Genomic DNA, 17,528 nt, shown 5'->3' with positions numbered 1-17,528 from the left:
CAATCGTTAAATAACCATATCTTCCTCCATATCACTTAGATTCCCGCACAGGATGTTCATTAAAAAATTGCTTTCGAAAATCTTTATTATTAACTAGCTTTTCTATTTTTTCTTGATTACCGTAAAAGAAATTCATTACGATTCCCTTATTCCATATAAGATTATCCTTTGGTAAATCATTAAATTCTTTATACAGTATGGGTAAAAGTTCTTCTCTTTTTAATGCAAAACTTTGATTTTCAACCCGAAACTCATACCCTTTCGCATTCGGTACTAAAACTGCAAGATAAATAGCATTAAAGAGAAAGTTCTTTTTCATCGTATCCTTTTCGTCAAACCAATACGTCTCAATGATATCTTCTGTTAAGTTACCGTTCTTTTTCTCACCGTATTTCACCGCGATCTTCTCATTTTTCAAATTTATACTTTGAACTGTTTCACCACCAGGTAAGTTTGTAACAATCGCAATAACGTCGGAATTATTTCCAACGTATGTCCCCGTATATTTTTTAAAAGCCCCAGGTTCAATATGTGATATTTCTTTTATTTGCTCCCCATTAGAACAAGCAGTAACAACTAATAAAATTGTTAGCATAACACCTGCTATTCTATTCATATACTTCATTAGACACCCCCACGTTCTATTTATTATCCAATCCATACAATGTATCCTTTAAAAAGCCCTTTTAAATATACGCATTTTAATCAAAATTAAAAATTTTCACTTTTTATGTTTACAATTATCCATTAATTGTATATAATTACTAACGTAAGAAAAATATTCTAAAAGGAGGTCGAAGGAAATGATGAAATTACAATTACATGCTTTAACTTTAGCGTTAACTGCATCTGTGTTTTTCGGACAATTAAATATGAATTCGACCACCCTAATGGAGAATTAAAAATCGTACTTTATTTCTTTTAATTCATAAATTCGCCACAGGAGGTCGTATACTTTCCTGTGGCTTTTTCACGCCCAGCCATAGGAAAAAGATATCTTCCTGTGGCTTTTTTGTGCGATTTTTTAGTCTCATACATTATTTTTTAAAGAAAGGAGCAACATTCGATGACTATTAGCGTATTGTTTTTAAGTATTACGATTCAAAGAAATACACTTTCCAAAGCTGAAATTCTTCATAATGAGCAAATTACAAAAGCTATGAATGATGTTAAGGAGCGCCAAGTGCTTTATTGCGATCACCTGTAATTCCTTTTCGAAAGGAGGAATTCGTCCATGACTTTTCATATTTTCTTTTTTACGACAGCACTTCAGAAAAAAACGTTATCTGAAGCTGAAATCTTTCGTAAACAACAATTAAAACAAACTATGGATAAAATAACGGACATTAAAAGTTCGTATTATACACAAATGTATTAAATTTTTTTTAAAGGGGCAATATCCTAATGAAATTCAAAGCTTTCTTTTTAACTATCACCATTCAAAAACGTAAATCTTCAAAAGCTGAAATCTTACGTGAACAACAAATTAAAATTATTATGGACGAAGTAAAAGAGCGTCAGTCCTCTTATTACAATCGCCTTTACTAAATAAATTATAAAGGGGTAATTTCCTAATGAAATTTAAAGCTTTCTTTTTAACGATTACCATTCAAAAACACAAACTTTCAAAAGATGAAATTTCTCGTGAACAACAAATAAAAAACATTATGGATGATGTGAAAGAGCGCCAGTCCTCTTATTACAATCGTCTTTACTAAATACATTATAAAGGGGTAATATCCTAATGAAATTTAAAGCTTTCTTTTTAACGATTACCATTCAAAAGCGTAAACTTTCAAGAGATGAAATTTCTCGTGAACAACAAATTAAAAATATTATGGATGATGTGAAAGAGCGTCAGTCCTCTTATTACAATCGTCTTTACTAAATAAATTATAAAGGGGTAATATCCAATGAAATTCAGAGTATTATTTTTAACAATTACCATTCAAAAAAACAAACTGTCTGAGTCTGATATGCTTCATGACCGACAAATTGAGCAGGCTATGTACAACGTAAAAGAACGACAAAGTCATTATTGTAGTCACCTGTAATTCCTATTCGAAAGGAGGAATTCATGTATGAAGTTTCACCTTTTCTTTTTAACCATTACGATTCAAAAAGAAACTATATCTGCAAATGAAGTAAAACAAGAGGAACAGTATAAAAAGATTATAGATGAAATTCGTGATCGTAGAAGCAAGTACTACACTCACCTATAATTGTTTGAACTTATATTAGAAATGAAAGGAGTCGATTATGATGTTAATAACGCGGTGTAAAGAAATGATTTGGATAGTTCAGAGGGATTCCACATAGTTCATTTAACAAAAATTCACCGCCTGATTTGATGTGTAAAAAATATACAATAATAAGTATTTCATACACTAAAAAATAAAAGATACACCCCTTTTTATTAAGCGGTGTATCTTTCTCAACATATTCTATTTCCGTTTACTTCGTTTCGTCTTAAACAATCTCACTAAGTTCGAAACAACTGTTTTTGTTACCGCATAAGCTGGTACTGCTAAAATCATTCCGATAATTCCCGCGAAATTACCTACCCCTAAAATAAGGATGATAATTGTCAACGGATGGATATTTAATTTTGAACTCATAATACGCGGTGAAATGATGTTACTTTCAAACTGTTGTACGATTGTTACTATAATAATTACGTACAGAGCTTGCATCGGAGATACGAACAGACCTATAATGACAGCTGGTGCTGCTCCGATAAATGGACCTAAGTTCGGAATTATATTTGTAAATGCTGCGATAATTCCTAAAACGAAAGCATACGGTAAACCGATGATTAAATAACCAGTAAATGTAAAGGCACCAATAAACATACAAACGAGCGCTTGACCTTGAATATATGCAGATAATGTTTCGTTCGTTTCCTTTATGATACGAAGTCCTTCTTCACGGTAAGACTCTGGTAATACACTAACAGCTTTTCCTGGAAATGCATGTCCATCTTTAAACATATAAAATAAAATGAACGGTACTGTAAAGATAACTAACGCCACGTTCGTGATAATACCAAATAAAGCCGTTGCACTCGACGTAAGTGTGTTTGGTATTTCCTTTAAGTATTCAATTGCATTTTTCTCAATTGTCTCAATGGAAACGTAGTTTTGTGTAGATAGCCATTCAAATAATCTATGATGGGATAGATCTTGTATGTATACTTTTCCCTCTTTTATGTAAGTCGGCATATTTTTTACTAAATCCATTAACTGTTGTGAGATGGTTGGAACAACTACTCCAATAGCAACTCCAGTTAATGTGATGATAAAAAGATACAGTAGTAAAATCGCTAAACCTCTAGGTACTTTTTTATTCTCCAAAAAGACTAACAATGGGTTAAATATGAAGTATAAAAATAACGCGATTAAAATTGGGAAAAATAATGTTGATATGAAGATACCAATCGGTTGAAATAGAAACGATATTTTTGTGCAAATAAATATAATTCCTACAACCATCAGCACTTCTAATGTCCAAAAGTGCACTTTCGATTTCAAAAAAACGTCCTCCTTTAAACTAGCACTTCTCTTCATTGTACCAAATTAAACTTAGATTTCACATAATATTTTCCTTTACAATATTCCAAAATCCCATTAAATACACTACAATGAGATTACAGACAAATTTGCAGGTAAAGGTGATAAATATGACACAATGCATCATTTGCAGAAAAGATACGAAAGAACTCAGTGAACAATATGTCATTCCAGAGATATTATGTGGATATTATTTCATAAATTCAATTTGTGATTCATGTCATGAACATATGACAACAAATATTGATCGTCCTTTAATTAGACATAAATTAAGTCAATATAAGATTGAGCAAATGAAAAAACAAATCGATTCCCCTCTCTATACGAATGAACATGGTGAGGAGCTAGCAGCCGCTGAGACAGATGTAGTCGAAGTAAGTGATGAGATACTTTATTCCAATGCATTAATTATGAAACTATGTAAAAAGCACGATATTTCATTACATAATGAAATTTGGAAAGAAGAGCGCGTAACAAAAGTAGCTAGTTCTATTCAACGTGAATTGCTTTTAGATAACCGTAAATATAAAATGAGTGTATTAAAAATGGCTTATACTTTTGCTGTACAAACAATTGATGGCTACTTTGACGATCCAGATGCGATTGATATTTCTACCATTCTATTAAATGCCGATTTCATGGAATTAAAGGAAAAGAGTATCGTTCGTGACTTAAGCAAAAGCTCTTTATGGAATACATTAAATACAACGAGCGAAAACCATTACTTTATTTTACTTAGTGATAAAGACGGTCTATTCTGCTTCATTCGCCTATTTGATATTTTTGATGTTGTTGTTCATTTATCAGAAAAAAGATACAATCTTCCATCACCAATTGTCGGCGTAAATAATGTAGACAAAAAAGGATTTTTTGTGGAAAGTTTAAAACAGTATATGGATGGGCTATTTAAAGAAACTACACGTTCTATTTAATCCATATAGGAACATACGGTCTCCTTTCTTCATGAAAAGACACTGTGTTATAATGAGTGTGAAAAGAACAATACAATCACATAAAACAATTAAAACCTGTATATAAATAAAAAAGACTAGTGTGCGGCTACACACTAGTCCACGTAACTTAGCAGATTGGATTGTTCATTTATCCTATTTGTTTCGTACAAACACAACAACCCACTTTCTATAGGCATAGGTGGGTTGTTATTTTTTGAGCTTGTCAATTAAGACGACAATAAACGTTAACAATGCAATGAGAAACAGTCCACCTTGCAATAACAACGCAATTTCACTCACTTATTATCACCCCCCTCCTACTCGGAGAAGTGATAATTGAACAACCAACCGTACCATAAGTTACCTCTTAATTTTATCATATTTATTAATTGTTTACGATGAAAACCCGCAAGCTTAAAAACTTGCGAGTTTTTTATTTCTCACTATTTTTTTAAAGCATATGCATCAGCTATCATTTCACCAACGATTTTATTTTCTTGTTGCTTCTCGTCTTTTAATAAAGGGAATAACAGTTCTGCCACTTCTTCCCCCTCCTTGAACTGATTCATATAAATGAATGGATTCGGTTTTTCCAATCAGCGATACGTTATAGAATTAACTACATATTATAAAAACATTTCCTATAAGTTAACTAGTCTTTATTTAAAGACACATATGATTCGTTTGAACATCGTTACTGTTTGTTTGAAATACAGTTCGATTTATATTCATAAAAATTGTATATTTCTTTATTTGAAAGGTATTTTTCACTTACTATTTTTTATGGTCCTTAATCCGCTGTAACCAATAAGAAAACTCACATGCTAAATGCATTTGATGTGATTTAATAAGACTATTAGGACAAAGTGCTGGGAACTCAACAACTAGACTTACTTCTATCCCAGTATCAATATCTTTAAATTGATGCCGAACTCCACCAATAATAGTACCATCTTTCATACGTGCAACACCTGTTGATTGGTATTGGTAAGACTTATCTCTAGGTGTTTTCAATCCCGTTTCGTCACCAAAAACAATGAAAAATTGAACTGGGAACGGAGAATTACCTGTAGTTTCGATAACCTCTAATTCATTTTCCCCAAAGGGGCTTAGTACATAGTGATCAGGACAAGCCGATAAATTCACTTGATTATTTTCACGTGATTGTTCAAGCATAAAACTATCAATTCCATTTATAGCTTCTTCTGCTGTAATCCCATCTAAATAGATGCTTGTTTTTGAAAATTTTCGTCTATCACCAGATAAAACAGTACAGATACGCATACCTATTCCACTTAATCTAAGTTTTGATTTCAGTTTATCATACATTTCATTATATGAATATTTCAACTTTACTTCCGTTAGCTTTTTTATCATGACGTCTGTATCATTTATTTCAGGCCCTTTATGTCCTAATGTATTTAATGCTTTTTTAATACGTTCTCTTTTCCATTTTGTAAGTTGCTCTTGCGAAATATTGTTTCCATCGATAATAATCTTCATATACATTCACCTTCTTTTTGATCGTATCGTAGTGTAGTTAATACTAAATTAACCATTTCTTGCTTCGTATCTAGATTCAACTTTACTTCTGAATGAGCAATACTGCTAAGACCGTATAAAATAAATCCAGAAGCTAATGAGGAGTTGTCAGTATAAAAAATCCCCGTTTTCACTCCTTCTTCAATTACTTGTCGAATTAATGGTTGAATTCGTGTGAATAATTTCTGTTCCAGTTGAAAATGTTGTTCCGTCTGAAACGAACTCACATTTTTATAGGGTGCTAATTTTTCAATAAATGTCCAAAATATATCTAGAGAATCTTTCATCTTCTGCATTACAGACCGTTCATTTGAAATAAGTATTTCTTCAATTAACTCCATATTTTTCACAATGAAGCTATTTAAAGTCTCATCAACAAAATCTTCTTTAGATTTAAAGTAATAGTAAAACAACCCTGTTGCTACACCAGCCCGACTAACAACATCTTTTATGCTAAATCCTCCCATACCATTTTTCATATATAGTTCAAAACCAATATCCATTAACTCTTGGCGTCTTATATCGGGTTCTTTTGATATTCTTTTCATACGTCATCTCCTACTATGTTTTTTACCACGACTGAATCTGATTCAATCATAAACGACTGAACTTGATTCAGTCAATCTTATTTGATAAATTTAAAAATCAATTTAGAAACTAAGCAACAAAATTCCTACAAAAAAAGAGTAATCCCAAGAAATATGCTTCTAACCTTAGATTTATCAAAAAAGTTAGATCATATAACTTGAGACTACTCATTTTCATTAAACACGTATTCTCTTTTCAAATCGATTAAACTTTATTTTAGCCGCACCATTTCTGTCTCTACAATCATTTGAGGAAGCGACTTTTGAATTATTTCCTTTAATACATAAAGAGCTTCATCCACATAGCCACCTTCAAAACTCTCTAAGGGCTCAGGTAACTCATCCTCATCTAAAATAAAACATTCTCCACTTGGCATTACCATAATATCAATAATTAAGTCTTCAAATGACACTAGTTCGTCTGTTATTTGCGTATTTTTTACAACATTAAAATAAGCGCCTAAATACATTCCGTTCTTATCTCTCCATATGTATAAATTGTACGGACGATTTTCCCAGTAGTATGCAATGGTGTAACTTCCTTTTGGGATTGTTAAACTCGAATCATTTGTATTCATCGTAAATGAATACTGAACCTCATAAAATAACACGATACTTTGCGATTTCTTTTCAAGTATTAAGCAATTGTGATCTACTATTGTCGAGTCATATCGGATTTTTCTTTCTATAATTTCACTTTTAGGTGTTCGTAATTTATTCATTTTTTTGTTTCCCCTTATGCTATTTCTAGTCTTAATTATATCCGTTTATATAGCGATAAAGAAGTGTACGGTCTACAATTACACAATAAAACTCCTTCTTATTTAGAAGGAGTTTTTCACTATCCACCATTCATATGTTTTAGCCTTTCAGTAACCGCATCATAAAATTTTCGTTTCTCATCAACATTTAAGTGAACACGACTTACTGTTTTAGTAAATCCATACAACAACTGCACTTTCACTGGCTCTTTTAGCGTTATTTCAAAAGTAGGAGGTTCTTTTATGAACTCCATAACAGTTGCATCCAGCACCTCTTTTTCTTCTTTTGCTGTTAGGGATTCCCCCTTGTAGAATGCAATATTATCAATTTGTGTAAATGACAATACAACTTTCTTTCCTAATCCAATTTGAATGATAACTTGTTCTTCTGTTACGACAATTGGATTTTTACGCATCACTTGTATTTCAGCTAAAAAATAAATCATCGCATATACGTTTAGTATGAGTAAAATCCAAGCTATTACTGGATTCCATTGATGAAGTAAATAGTGAAAACCGATACTTTCAATTACTGTTGCGTGAATAATCATAATATAAACACCTATAGCGCCGGTCTTTTTGTGATAGGAATATGTACATTCACCATCTGGTACTTTTTCACGCCACGATAAAAATGCATAATAGATTAATTTACACTCAGTAAGAATGATACTTACAGCCTTACTTCTTTTCATAGTAGCATCAAACGCTGCATCAATCGCATAAGAAAATGAAGAATACTCACTTCTATATTCTTTATATCGTTTTATTATTTTAGGAAGTACTCTTATAATTTTATATATAAGAAACAGTTCAAAACATACGAACACAATTTCTCCAGCAACTATTACATACGAAACAAATGAAAAAGCTTGTAAATAATCACTAGGAATTATAAATCTTGCGAATACATATCCAGCTATAACTACAGGAAACATATACGTTAACGAATATCTTTTCCGTATAATAAAGAAATATGTGATGACTGGAATTACAAACATAAAATCTAATAATGAACCGAGGACTACTTCTTTCGGGGCAGCTGGCACTATTGGCAGGGCATACAATAAATAGTTTGATAACATAATTAAAGATACGAGTCCAATCCAAATGCCTTTTTTCCTTCTTGAAATTGATGGATTCATTCCTTCTCTCCTCTATTCAAAAACCTCATTTAAATGGTCTTTATAAAATGAAATAGCACGTTCAAATTCTTTTATCTCATCTACTTTCACAACTGTCTCTAACAGTAATTTCATCGCTTCTTCATGTTCGTTTACGTTATATTTTGCTAATGATAAAAACACTTTCATCACGTCATTTTCCGGGAACTTCTTTATCCCTGCTTCTAATAAAGTAATCGCTTTATCATATTCCCCTATACAACGATACGTACTGCCAAGACCGATATACGCACCGCAAAGGGATTCACCATCAAGTCCGTTCGCAATTGCCTGTTCATAATACGGAACCGCCTCCGTTTCAAGACCCATTACATCATGTATCCAAGCACATTGATATAGTACTTCTGCATCCCTCGTAAAGTTTGTTAATCCTATAAGTATCTCTCTAGACTGCGCATATTTCTTTTCATTTCTAAGTTTAATAGCTTGCTTTAATAAATGTTCCATACAATCCACTCCTCAAAAAATGTTCATTATGCATATATCATGTATTACACATTTACGAGCAGCTAATGGCCTATTTCATTGATTTGATTCAATTTAATAATTAGTGAGGGATACGTTCCCCCACTAATTTAATATTAACTCCATTATATACTATGCGACTGCATCTCTTTCTAAAAGCTTAAATCTACATAGTAGTGATACGATTACATAAATGCTCTAACATATTGACAATTTCTTTTGCAGTTTCATCTTTCCCATTACATAACTTCACATTACCGTCTTGTCCAATAACGTGATGCACAGCACCGCGAGAATATAAAGAATGCGGTGAGTTCGCTATCATTACACTCGCTTTTGCACCCTCCATTCTTTTGCTTGCTCTTTCAATAAGTTCTGCTTCATTTACGTCACTTTCAAGTTTAAAGCCAACGAGTATCGTTTCTGGATCCCAACTCTTTACTTGTTTTAATACTTTTGGCGCTTTTTGAAAATGAATAATTGGAGCGATGTCACTTGAAATCTTTCCGTTCATATTAAGAATATTTCCATCTTGATCACAAATCTTTTCGACAACCCAATCTGAGCCAGCAGCAGCCATAATAACTGCATCTACTTTTTCATGTGTAATAATACTTTTCATCTTATCTTGTAAATCAATAATCCCCTCAAATGGGTGCAATTCTAATTGGTTATTTACATCCATTGGCTTCTCAGCGAAATAGCCATGCAAATATATTACATGTGCGCCCTTTGTCATTAGCTCTTCCGCAATAATTCTTCCAATCGTACCTTTTGCTAAATTTGTATGTCCACGTACTTGATCCCATTTTTCTAGGCAGCCGCCGCTCGTAATTAATACTTTTTTCTCCTGCATAATAACCATCCCTTACTGATTTTTCGCACGAAACCACTCTGTTCCAAAGTCAACTGCATCACGCTGCCTCATAAAACGGCACGTCGCATTCCCTATCTTCCCACGCGTAACTGTTCCTTTAAGCTCATATTCAACTCCGATTTCTACAAACGTATCAGAATCGTAATCCATTTCAACGAATTCTTTCCATACTCTTACACCTTCTTCTATAATAGGTGCTCCTACCTTTATTAACTCGCGTGCACCTGTACGTACCTCAGATAAATGTATAGACGTATTAGAGTCATAACCAACACCAAGTAATAATATGTATCCATCTAAATCGTATATTTTTCGTAATGGCGATTCTTCACCAAAACTTATGGAAAGTGAATGATTCGCTGTAATTTCTTCTGCGTGTTGCCCCCATGCTGCAAAACTACTGAGTGGATGATTACTGCGCAATACATTCGGATATGTACGAAAACATTCAACTACTTCTCCCATTGCCCTTGTTGGTGTTATACGTGGATCAAATGCTGGGACGTTATCCCGAATAATTTGCCACCATTCTTCTGGTACAGGTGGTCTTGACCAATGTTTTGGATCGGATAAATCCGAAGATTGCGTCGGCATAATTATCGTTCCTTCTTCTGTAACAACTTTCATTAACGCTTCTACTACGGCAACTGCACCGCCTGATATCCAACCGATTGAACTTAATGAAGAATGTACAATAACTGTCATTCCCTTTTCTATCCCTAATGCTTTTAAATCATTTGTAATTGTTTCGATTGTATTTGGAAATTGTGTATTCGCCACTATGTCATTCATTTTCACGATTGTTCCCCCATTTTGCTTTAAACTAATACATACATATATTATCATATTTTTCTTAATTTTTAACATAATCATACAGATTACTATAGACCTATCGTTCTTATCATATCGGAAACAGTTAAATTATGGTGTATTTATTTAAAATTAATAAAGGAAGGTGCACACAATGAAGAAAATTATATTACCCCTTTTCATATTAGGGATTATTAGCTTAAGTGGCTGTACTTTTTCTAATAATGAATATGAAGATTTTTGGGTGTTAGAAAAATCTAGATATAACGAAGGTGGATATGGCCCTTCAAACTTATATGAAAAGGCACAGGAAGATCCAACTATGATTCATTACTCAAACGATAGCATTAGTGAAGGAAAAAGGATGGTATATTTAGCATTTGGAGAAAAGTATAAAAACGATAAAATTACAGTAAAAGAAGTTACAGACGAAAAAGATACATCAGTTATCGTCTTACGTATTGAAAAAAACAAAGGAAAAGATAAAAAACCCTGTTATGTATATCGGTGTGCCTAAACTTAGAGATTCTATTAAAATTGTAGATGAAGATGGTATGAAAATTTTTGAAATGAAACAAAATGAAAGCGTTACATCAAAGCAATGATCACTCTAGCACTCTTAATTCAAGCTTTATACTCATATGAAAGAGCCCATCACAAATGATGCGCTCTTTGTTAATTACCTTTTAATTCAAATGTTGCTACCCTTCAATCGTAACTCCAGTAAACATCGATAAATTCCCTGTTATTCTTTCACCTACTCGTAAAAACAGTCCAGCGGCTCTTCCGCTAATACAATGAGAACCGATAAGTAGTTTACCAGTATATGGTCCATCCCACGTATCAATTGTATAGTCAGGCATGTCTACATATTGCTGATATATTTTTCGTTGTTCAAAATAATACTCTGTTTGATCTTCAGCCAATAGTTCATCATTGTCATAAATAGATACTCCGCCGCCTTCGCGACCAAATAACGGTTTTGAAACATATGATTCTTTTCTTTCTAAGAATCGTTTATTTGTGAAATACGTTGGAAGGAAGTATTTCTTAATAATCTCTCGCTCTTCTTTTTCAAAGAAAACTTCATCTTCATAAAGTTGCCAAATTAATGCGAGCATACCTTTATTTTGCATAACAAAAGCAGCCGGTGGGTTAATAATTTGCACCTTTCCTTGTGCGATATGATTTAAAAATTGCAGACCGATTCTTTTACCATTTTTATCAGTATCTGAAACTAAATATTCAATTGGATATAAACGATATAAGTATTTAATTTTATCGCCTGCCGGGGTGTATATTCCATCATCTGCAACAACGATATCTTGTATTCCTACATAATCGGTTTGTTGCTGTAAACAATAACTTCGTAAAAACTGAACGGTTTGATGATCTTCATCATGCCAATCGTAGCTTGTAAAATAAATCGTTTCGTCAGGACTTATTTTGTAATCATGTTTAATTTGTTCCCAAGCTTGAACGATGTGTTCTTCAATATGATTCGGATGATTCACATCGTGATATCGACACAATACTTCATTAGCGACAGATGGTTCTAAATAACCTGTCGGAGTATCGCAATTTACTTCAATTAATTTAATATCATCATGATTTACGATGAAATCAAGCCTTGTAAAATATGAAAATAAACCAGTATGTTTCATTCTTGCAATTTCCCACGTCTCTGGTGGAAAACCAAGTTTTTGAAATTGTGCTGGTGTATTTGTAATGTATTGATATGTTTTATATAACACATACATAATTTCTTCTGTCGCTTTAGAAATTGCAGTATATGTACGTACTGGCATACGATACATACTAGTTGCCATATATTGATTCCATTCTTCACTCTCTAACAAACTCGGCCATGTAAATCCATTTCTACCAGCCTCTTCTGCAAGAGAAAACCAGATTTTCATATACTCTTCCTGTTCTTTTTCTGTATACATTTCTCCATTATCCTTTCAAATTAGGATCCAGCTGGTGCTTTTGCGTTTCCAATTCCATTTGAACCAGAATTCACTTTTGGCGTTTGTGTAGTAGATGATTTTGACGTATTTGAATCTGGCGTCACTTTAGTTGAACTGTTCGGCTGTTGCTTATTCAAATCCACTTTCTTTGAAGAATCATTATTACTACTAGTGCCACCGTAATACCCACCGCCACCACTTCTTCGCTCATCCTTTTCACGGTATGGGATAATATTATTTGCATATGGTTTCTTTGTAAGATTTGGTTTCGCAGTATTATACATATTCGACGTCTTACTTGCTAATAAATATCCAGCAACGAACGGAAGTATTGGCAAATGGGAACTCTCATTATTAAATGAAGCGGGTGAATTATTATCTCTACATAATTCTTCTTTTTCTATATTTCCTGTCGTTGGCGCTTTATCATCACAATTTAATTTTTCTTGTTCGCTTTCTTGCTTCGTACCATCTGTTTTTACCGCACTACTTTCTTTTTGTGCACTCTCTTCATCATTATCAGCACATCCTGTTAATAAAAAAGATGACACTCCTATTGAAGCTGCAATTTTCACAAATTTGCTTTTATCCATTCTCATGTGTTATGCACCTAATTTCTGTTTATCTATATTTTTCCAATTATCTTTATTATATACTGTAAATATCATTTTTTTCAAACTAAACTAAATATGTAAAATTACATATTTCACATACTTTTCAGCTGTTCATTCTCGAGATAGCAATGAAATCTTTCCACCCCTGGATGTTTTTCTCCTAGACTTTTAATCTTAAACTTACACTTTTTATAAAATCCGACTGCCTCTGTATCTGTCTCAGCCTCAATATATGTTAACTCATATTCCCTAATTATTTCTTTAATCATTTGAAGTGCAATTCCTTGATTGCGATATTTTTCATCAACAGCTATGTGACACATTCTCGCTCTATTTGTATGAATTAGCACTATACCTATGCAACCCTTATTCCCATATTTATATAGCACTGCCTGATTATTTTTATACATTGAAACTGCTTTAAATAAGCTTGCTTCACTCGGACCGGTCGCATGCTTTAATACTTTTTTAATGGGATCTATTTCTAAATGCTCAACACGTTGTAACATCCTATCTCCATCCTTTCTCATGAAAAAAGATTAGCTCTTTATTGAAAAAGAGCTAATCTCATTACGCCGTTATTTTCTCTTCTTTTTTCACAACTACAGCTACATAACTATGAAGTATCATTCCGACAATTACAAGACTCATTCCAACCCACGATAAAGAAGACGGAATTGGAGCCGATAACCAGATCAGCTCTCCTACTAATACAAATAAAACTTCACCAGACTGTGTCGCCTCGACTGTTGCTAATTTTTGCGGATCATCTTTTACAAGATCTGTCGCAAAGAAGAATAATACCGTTGCGATTAACCCTGAACTAACTGCTACAATAAAACATTGGAAAACTTGACTACTTGACGGTAGTCCGCCTGTTGATACTTCATAACCAGATAGTAAAAACCAAAATGGTAAACTTGCTAATGTCATACCGAGAACTCGTTGGAAGACATCTAATTCGCCCTTACATACTTGCATCATTTTTCTATTTCCAAGTGGATATGCAAACGCAGCAATGAGTACAGGAACCACACATAAAATGGTTTCACGAATCCCTAAAGAAGAAGCGTGTTCTACTTGCATAAGAACAACACCGAATAAAATAATGCCTGACATTACTAATTCTTTCATTGGAATTTTTTTATGTAATGGGTCTACCGCAAAAAATGGTGTTAACAAAATCCCTGCAACTATTGTAATTTGCCAAGTCGAAGCGACAAGCCACCCCGGTCCAAACGCACCCGCGAAACTAAGCGGTGCATAAAAGAGACCAAACCCTACAATACTCCATAACAACCACTCTTTCGGATTGTTTTTCATATATTGCAAGAGTTGTTTTAAATTCCCCCTATACATGACAATAAGTAATAGCATTGGAACCATAAAGTAATACCGTAGTGATGCACTCCAAATCCAACTCCCGCCCCCTAAGTCCATCGACCGGTTTAACACAAAGGTAAAGGCAAAGAAAAATGATGCCAATATCCCTATTACAATAGCTTTCATTTTAAAACCCCTTGTTTAGTTTCTTGTTATACGATACAACAAAATGAATATAATTAAAATTCGCAATTCTTATTATATATGTATTCTTTAAAGAAACAACACCATATTTTCATCATCACTATACACACCATTCATTTTTAAAGCTCTCTTTTCAATTCCATAAGTTTTAAAGCCCATTGATCCGTATAATTTTTTTGCTGGTTCGTTTGTGGATACAACACCTAAGTTCAATTGCTCTAGTTTTATATCTCGCGCTCTTTGAATGGCATTTGTTATTAACTCACGTGCCAATCCGTTCCGCCTGTTTTGTGCATCTACATACATCGCAACGATATGACCTTTATGTTTATACGCCTCTCTCTCTTCTGTTAGTAAAGTGACAACTCCAACTAAATGATTTTCTTCATTAAATGCACCAAATGTACAACTAGTAGTAGCTGTTAAATTACTTTCCACTCTCTTAATAGGATTTTCCTGGCGAATCGCCTCTTCATACGTTGTTACAAATGCCTCTGGATTTACTTGTAAAGCTTGTAAACGTAAGTCCCAATATTTTTCCGCATCTTCTTTCGTAAGTAATCGAATCATATTTATCCTGCCCCTTTAAGTTAACATAATATTTTTATAAGCTACTATTTAAAGATTGGTATTCTTCTCTTAACATACTATAGCGATAACGATGAATGAACTTCCCTTTACGTAACCGATCATTTCTCATTATTCCTTCACAAACAAATCCTACTTTTTCATAACTCTTTCTAGCTTGTAAATTATCTTCGTCTACTCGTAGCCAAATTTTTTCTAATTTGAATTCAGAAAAACCGATTTGTAACATACTGTATAGGGCTGCTATTCCATATCCTTTACCCCAATATTCTTTATTTCCAATTGCAATCCCTAGTTCAGCATTTTTATTTGTATTATCAAAGTTTTTTAGGTTTACCCATCCAATGTGTATACCTTCCTTTGTAGCGATAGCTCGTTGTTCATAACCATTCGCTCGACTTATGCATGTTTCAATCCACCTTCTCGTATCGCCACGAGTGAACGGTGGATATTGATCTGGTACAACTAAATGTTTTGTTACTTCTGTATCTAATGACCATTGATATCGATCTTCTACATCGTCTTGTGTCAATTCTCTTAATTGAACGAATGGTACATTCATTTTGATATCCCCTTTTCATTTCCCGATAGAAAACCCTTCAAAAACTCTTCCTCCATACTGCTCTAACGTATTTTCTATAAAACTAATTAATTCATTTTTATCTCCTGTTTTATAAAAATGATCAAAAACTGCTACAAATTGGTCTGCATATTGTTCGTCATATCTTTTTAATACTCTAATAAACCATTTTGAATTTCCAAGCCATTGACCATTTACCCTTAAAACATATTCATGTACTAAATCAGCTAATAAATTTGCGATGAACAATTCTTCTTCTCTCTTTGTTGCACCAATGAAGTCATCCAAAGTATCCGTAATAAAATAGCGTTTCTGCTTCATCGTTTCTTCTGTCCATTTTTCTGGTCCTTTATTTAATAAATCATTCGCTTCTCTTTTGAGTATTTTTACAATTTCATCTTCTCCTTTTAACACAATACCTTCTGAAACTAATTGAGGTAATGAAGGTCGTCCGCGCTCACAATCACTTTTGAAAAAGGTTTTATACGTTTCAAAATTATGTACGAATACTTCAACAGGCCAACCATTACTATAGAAAGATTCTCTATAACAAGATGACAAACTTTGGTCAAATATTACAATATCAAGGTCAGATGTTTTCGTAGCCTCTCCTCTAGCAACACTTCCCCCTAGTAAAGCAACATCACAATTCGAAAATTGTGATGTAATAATACTTTGTGCCGCTTCAATTGGTTTCATAATCTTATCCCTTCTTATTTTACTTTCTTCTTTTCAGCTCTTTCTCGTGTCTTTTTAATATAGGATTCTGCATTTGGTGTTTTGCATGACGTTTCACCGTGATCAACTTCTACTTTTCCAATTTCACGTGAGATTTTAATTGCTTGTTGTTCCAAACTTTCATTTCGAACCCCTACCGCAATTAAAGCTCTATTCATCGCTTCTCTTTTACGATTTTTTTCATTATGTATATGAACTTTAATCTCTTCTAAATACGGTAAGAAAAAGTCATCGTCTAACGTTTTATTTTTTATTGCGATATTCGCTAATAATGACCAACCAGCTCTTCCAATCCATTCATCATCAGACTTCGTCCATTCTTCCATTCTTTCTATCACGATTGGCGACGTACATATAGCTGTCATAAGAACGTCCATTAAACAATAATAATCAACATCCTGAACCCATCTATTTAGTTGTTCTGACGTTAGTTTCTTCGGATCTAAAATCATCGTTGCTAAAGTCATTGCATCCATATTTTTCGTTTCCCATAATGAGATTGCTAAATCATGATCCTTTTTTATCTTCTTTTTCAACAATTTTAAATTTGCAAAACTAACTCCAAATAACGGCTCTTTTGCCCCATGATTTTTAAAGATTTTACGGTTTTGTTCCGTTCCACATTCTTCCAGTTTCTGCATTACTTCTTCAAGTAACATAGGTCCACCTCTTTTATATATTTTGTTGCCTTCACATATGTATGTACGATATATTCTACATTATTTTTTGGTTTTCCTATATTTATTTTTTAAATACGGTATGT

26 protein-coding genes and 2 pseudogenes are annotated in these 17,528 nt (G+C 33.2%); 9 read left to right on the top strand and 19 right to left on the bottom strand.

What is annotated here, in order from left to right; translation table 11 throughout:
- Positions 1 to 31: 31 nt before the first annotated feature.
- Positions 32 to 625, bottom strand: coding sequence for a DUF4825 domain-containing protein (locus ABH955_RS03925; protein WP_113937521.1), 594 nt, complete (start codon positions 623 to 625; stop codon positions 32 to 34).
- Between the two features lie 441 nt (positions 626 to 1,066).
- On the opposite strand from ABH955_RS03925, the gene ABH955_RS03920 reads away from it, so the two are divergent.
- Genes ABH955_RS03920 through ABH955_RS03890 form a run of 7 tightly spaced genes read left to right on the top strand, consistent with a single transcriptional unit; the run spans position 1,067 to position 2,222 of the window.
- Positions 1,067 to 1,207 carry a YrzI family small protein gene (locus ABH955_RS03920; protein WP_000156202.1) on the top strand — a complete coding sequence of 47 codons (141 nt, stop codon included), beginning with the start codon at positions 1,067 to 1,069 and terminating at the stop codon, positions 1,205 to 1,207.
- A gap of 27 nt (positions 1,208 to 1,234) precedes the next feature.
- Positions 1,235 to 1,378 (top strand): YrzI family small protein, encoded by a 144-nt coding sequence (locus ABH955_RS03915; RefSeq protein WP_000142704.1) that lies wholly within the window; start codon positions 1,235 to 1,237, stop codon positions 1,376 to 1,378.
- A 26-nt stretch (positions 1,379 to 1,404) separates the two neighbouring features.
- Entirely contained in the window at positions 1,405 to 1,548 is a 144-nt protein-coding gene (locus ABH955_RS03910; RefSeq protein ID WP_000668987.1) for a YrzI family small protein, read from the top strand.
- A gap of 26 nt (positions 1,549 to 1,574) precedes the next feature.
- On the top strand, positions 1,575 to 1,718 hold the full coding sequence (locus ABH955_RS03905; RefSeq protein WP_000668953.1) for a YrzI family small protein: 144 nt from the start codon (positions 1,575 to 1,577) through the stop codon (positions 1,716 to 1,718).
- Between the two features lie 26 nt (positions 1,719 to 1,744).
- Positions 1,745 to 1,888, top strand: coding sequence for a YrzI family small protein (locus tag ABH955_RS03900; RefSeq protein WP_002120145.1), 144 nt, complete (start codon positions 1,745 to 1,747; stop codon positions 1,886 to 1,888).
- Positions 1,889 to 1,913: 25 nt separating this feature from the next.
- On the top strand, positions 1,914 to 2,054 hold the full coding sequence (locus ABH955_RS03895) for a YrzI family small protein (protein ID WP_000672237.1): 141 nt from the start codon (positions 1,914 to 1,916) through the stop codon (positions 2,052 to 2,054).
- A 27-nt stretch (positions 2,055 to 2,081) separates the two neighbouring features.
- Entirely contained in the window at positions 2,082 to 2,222 is a 141-nt protein-coding gene (locus tag ABH955_RS03890) for a YrzI family small protein (protein WP_002065956.1), read from the top strand.
- Between the two features lie 222 nt (positions 2,223 to 2,444).
- Here ABH955_RS03890 and ABH955_RS03885 read toward each other — a convergent pair whose 3' ends face one another.
- Positions 2,445 to 3,530, bottom strand: coding sequence for an AI-2E family transporter (locus ABH955_RS03885; RefSeq protein WP_000837889.1), 1,086 nt, complete (start codon positions 3,528 to 3,530; stop codon positions 2,445 to 2,447).
- Between the two features lie 149 nt (positions 3,531 to 3,679).
- Between ABH955_RS03885 and ABH955_RS03880 the strand changes: the two genes are divergently transcribed.
- Positions 3,680 to 4,501, top strand: a complete 822-nt coding sequence (locus tag ABH955_RS03880) for an HNH endonuclease (protein ID WP_000189680.1) — start codon at positions 3,680 to 3,682, stop codon at positions 4,499 to 4,501.
- A gap of 228 nt (positions 4,502 to 4,729) precedes the next feature.
- Here the strand turns inward: ABH955_RS03880 and ABH955_RS03875 are convergent, their stop codons facing one another.
- The 9 genes and pseudogenes from ABH955_RS03875 to ABH955_RS03835 all read right to left on the bottom strand — a co-directional run bounded on the left by ABH955_RS03875 (position 4,730) and on the right by ABH955_RS03835 (position 10,730).
- Complete coding sequence (locus ABH955_RS03875; RefSeq protein ID WP_001289318.1) at positions 4,730 to 4,822, bottom strand: putative holin-like toxin; 93 nt, start codon at positions 4,820 to 4,822, stop codon at positions 4,730 to 4,732.
- Between the two features lie 143 nt (positions 4,823 to 4,965).
- Positions 4,966 to 5,079 (bottom strand): annotated as a pseudogene (locus ABH955_RS03870) (alkanesulfonate monooxygenase); the annotation flags it as partial.
- A 217-nt stretch (positions 5,080 to 5,296) separates the two neighbouring features.
- The gene (locus tag ABH955_RS03865) at positions 5,297 to 6,025 is read right to left on the bottom strand and encodes a hypothetical protein (protein WP_002127829.1); all 729 of its coding nucleotides are present in this window, start codon (positions 6,023 to 6,025) and stop codon (positions 5,297 to 5,299) included.
- A complete protein-coding gene (locus ABH955_RS03860) occupies positions 6,022 to 6,612 on the bottom strand; it encodes a TetR/AcrR family transcriptional regulator (RefSeq protein ID WP_002127831.1) in 591 nt (196 codons plus the stop codon). The genes ABH955_RS03865 and ABH955_RS03860 overlap by 4 nt, the downstream gene beginning before the upstream one ends.
- Before the next feature lie 251 nt (positions 6,613 to 6,863).
- Positions 6,864 to 7,373: a ribonuclease FAU-1 family protein gene (locus tag ABH955_RS03855; protein WP_001038143.1), complete on the bottom strand. Its 510-nt coding sequence runs from the start codon at positions 7,371 to 7,373 to the stop codon at positions 6,864 to 6,866.
- Between the two features lie 119 nt (positions 7,374 to 7,492).
- Positions 7,493 to 8,557, bottom strand: a complete 1,065-nt coding sequence (locus ABH955_RS03850; protein ID WP_113937523.1) for a hypothetical protein — start codon at positions 8,555 to 8,557, stop codon at positions 7,493 to 7,495.
- A 12-nt stretch (positions 8,558 to 8,569) separates the two neighbouring features.
- Entirely contained in the window at positions 8,570 to 9,043 is a 474-nt protein-coding gene (locus tag ABH955_RS03845) for a tetratricopeptide repeat protein (protein WP_002013416.1), read from the bottom strand.
- A 184-nt stretch (positions 9,044 to 9,227) separates the two neighbouring features.
- Positions 9,228 to 9,917, bottom strand: a complete 690-nt coding sequence (locus ABH955_RS03840) for a phosphopantothenoylcysteine decarboxylase domain-containing protein (RefSeq protein WP_404490894.1) — start codon at positions 9,915 to 9,917, stop codon at positions 9,228 to 9,230.
- A gap of 12 nt (positions 9,918 to 9,929) precedes the next feature.
- The gene (locus tag ABH955_RS03835; RefSeq protein WP_125930143.1) at positions 9,930 to 10,730 is read right to left on the bottom strand and encodes an AAC(3) family N-acetyltransferase; all 801 of its coding nucleotides are present in this window, start codon (positions 10,728 to 10,730) and stop codon (positions 9,930 to 9,932) included.
- A gap of 172 nt (positions 10,731 to 10,902) precedes the next feature.
- On the opposite strand from ABH955_RS03835, the pseudogene ABH955_RS03830 reads away from it, so the two are divergent.
- A pseudogene (locus tag ABH955_RS03830) lies at positions 10,903 to 11,353 on the top strand (hypothetical protein).
- A 96-nt stretch (positions 11,354 to 11,449) separates the two neighbouring features.
- On the opposite strand, the gene ABH955_RS03825 reads toward ABH955_RS03830, so the two are convergent.
- The 8 genes from ABH955_RS03825 to ABH955_RS03790 all read right to left on the bottom strand — a co-directional run bounded on the left by ABH955_RS03825 (position 11,450) and on the right by ABH955_RS03790 (position 17,424).
- On the bottom strand, positions 11,450 to 12,697 hold the full coding sequence (locus ABH955_RS03825; RefSeq protein WP_404490893.1) for a glutathionylspermidine synthase family protein: 1,248 nt from the start codon (positions 12,695 to 12,697) through the stop codon (positions 11,450 to 11,452).
- 20 nt (positions 12,698 to 12,717) lie between these two features.
- Entirely contained in the window at positions 12,718 to 13,317 is a 600-nt protein-coding gene (locus ABH955_RS03820; protein ID WP_404453480.1) for a hypothetical protein, read from the bottom strand.
- A gap of 107 nt (positions 13,318 to 13,424) precedes the next feature.
- Positions 13,425 to 13,841, bottom strand: coding sequence for a GNAT family N-acetyltransferase (locus ABH955_RS03815; RefSeq protein ID WP_113937526.1), 417 nt, complete (start codon positions 13,839 to 13,841; stop codon positions 13,425 to 13,427).
- Positions 13,842 to 13,902: 61 nt separating this feature from the next.
- On the bottom strand, positions 13,903 to 14,841 hold the full coding sequence (locus ABH955_RS03810) for a DMT family transporter (RefSeq protein WP_404490892.1): 939 nt from the start codon (positions 14,839 to 14,841) through the stop codon (positions 13,903 to 13,905).
- Between the two features lie 87 nt (positions 14,842 to 14,928).
- Positions 14,929 to 15,429: a GNAT family N-acetyltransferase gene (locus ABH955_RS03805; protein WP_113937528.1), complete on the bottom strand. Its 501-nt coding sequence runs from the start codon at positions 15,427 to 15,429 to the stop codon at positions 14,929 to 14,931.
- A 34-nt stretch (positions 15,430 to 15,463) separates the two neighbouring features.
- Positions 15,464 to 16,009 carry a GNAT family N-acetyltransferase gene (locus ABH955_RS03800; protein WP_404453476.1) on the bottom strand — a complete coding sequence of 182 codons (546 nt, stop codon included), beginning with the start codon at positions 16,007 to 16,009 and terminating at the stop codon, positions 15,464 to 15,466.
- Between the two features lie 15 nt (positions 16,010 to 16,024).
- The gene (locus ABH955_RS03795; RefSeq protein WP_113937530.1) at positions 16,025 to 16,726 is read right to left on the bottom strand and encodes a nucleotidyltransferase domain-containing protein; all 702 of its coding nucleotides are present in this window, start codon (positions 16,724 to 16,726) and stop codon (positions 16,025 to 16,027) included.
- A gap of 14 nt (positions 16,727 to 16,740) precedes the next feature.
- Positions 16,741 to 17,424: a DNA alkylation repair protein gene (locus tag ABH955_RS03790; protein WP_404490891.1), complete on the bottom strand. Its 684-nt coding sequence runs from the start codon at positions 17,422 to 17,424 to the stop codon at positions 16,741 to 16,743.
- Between the last annotated feature and the right edge of the window lie 104 nt (positions 17,425 to 17,528).

The sequence above is a fragment of the Bacillus sp. RC240 genome, assembly GCF_044907945.1.
Taxonomy (GTDB): Bacteria; Bacillota; Bacilli; order Bacillales; family Bacillaceae_G; genus Bacillus_A; species Bacillus_A mycoides.
Note: the sequence above shows the minus strand (reverse complement) of the source record. Positions and strands in the feature narration are given on the sequence as shown.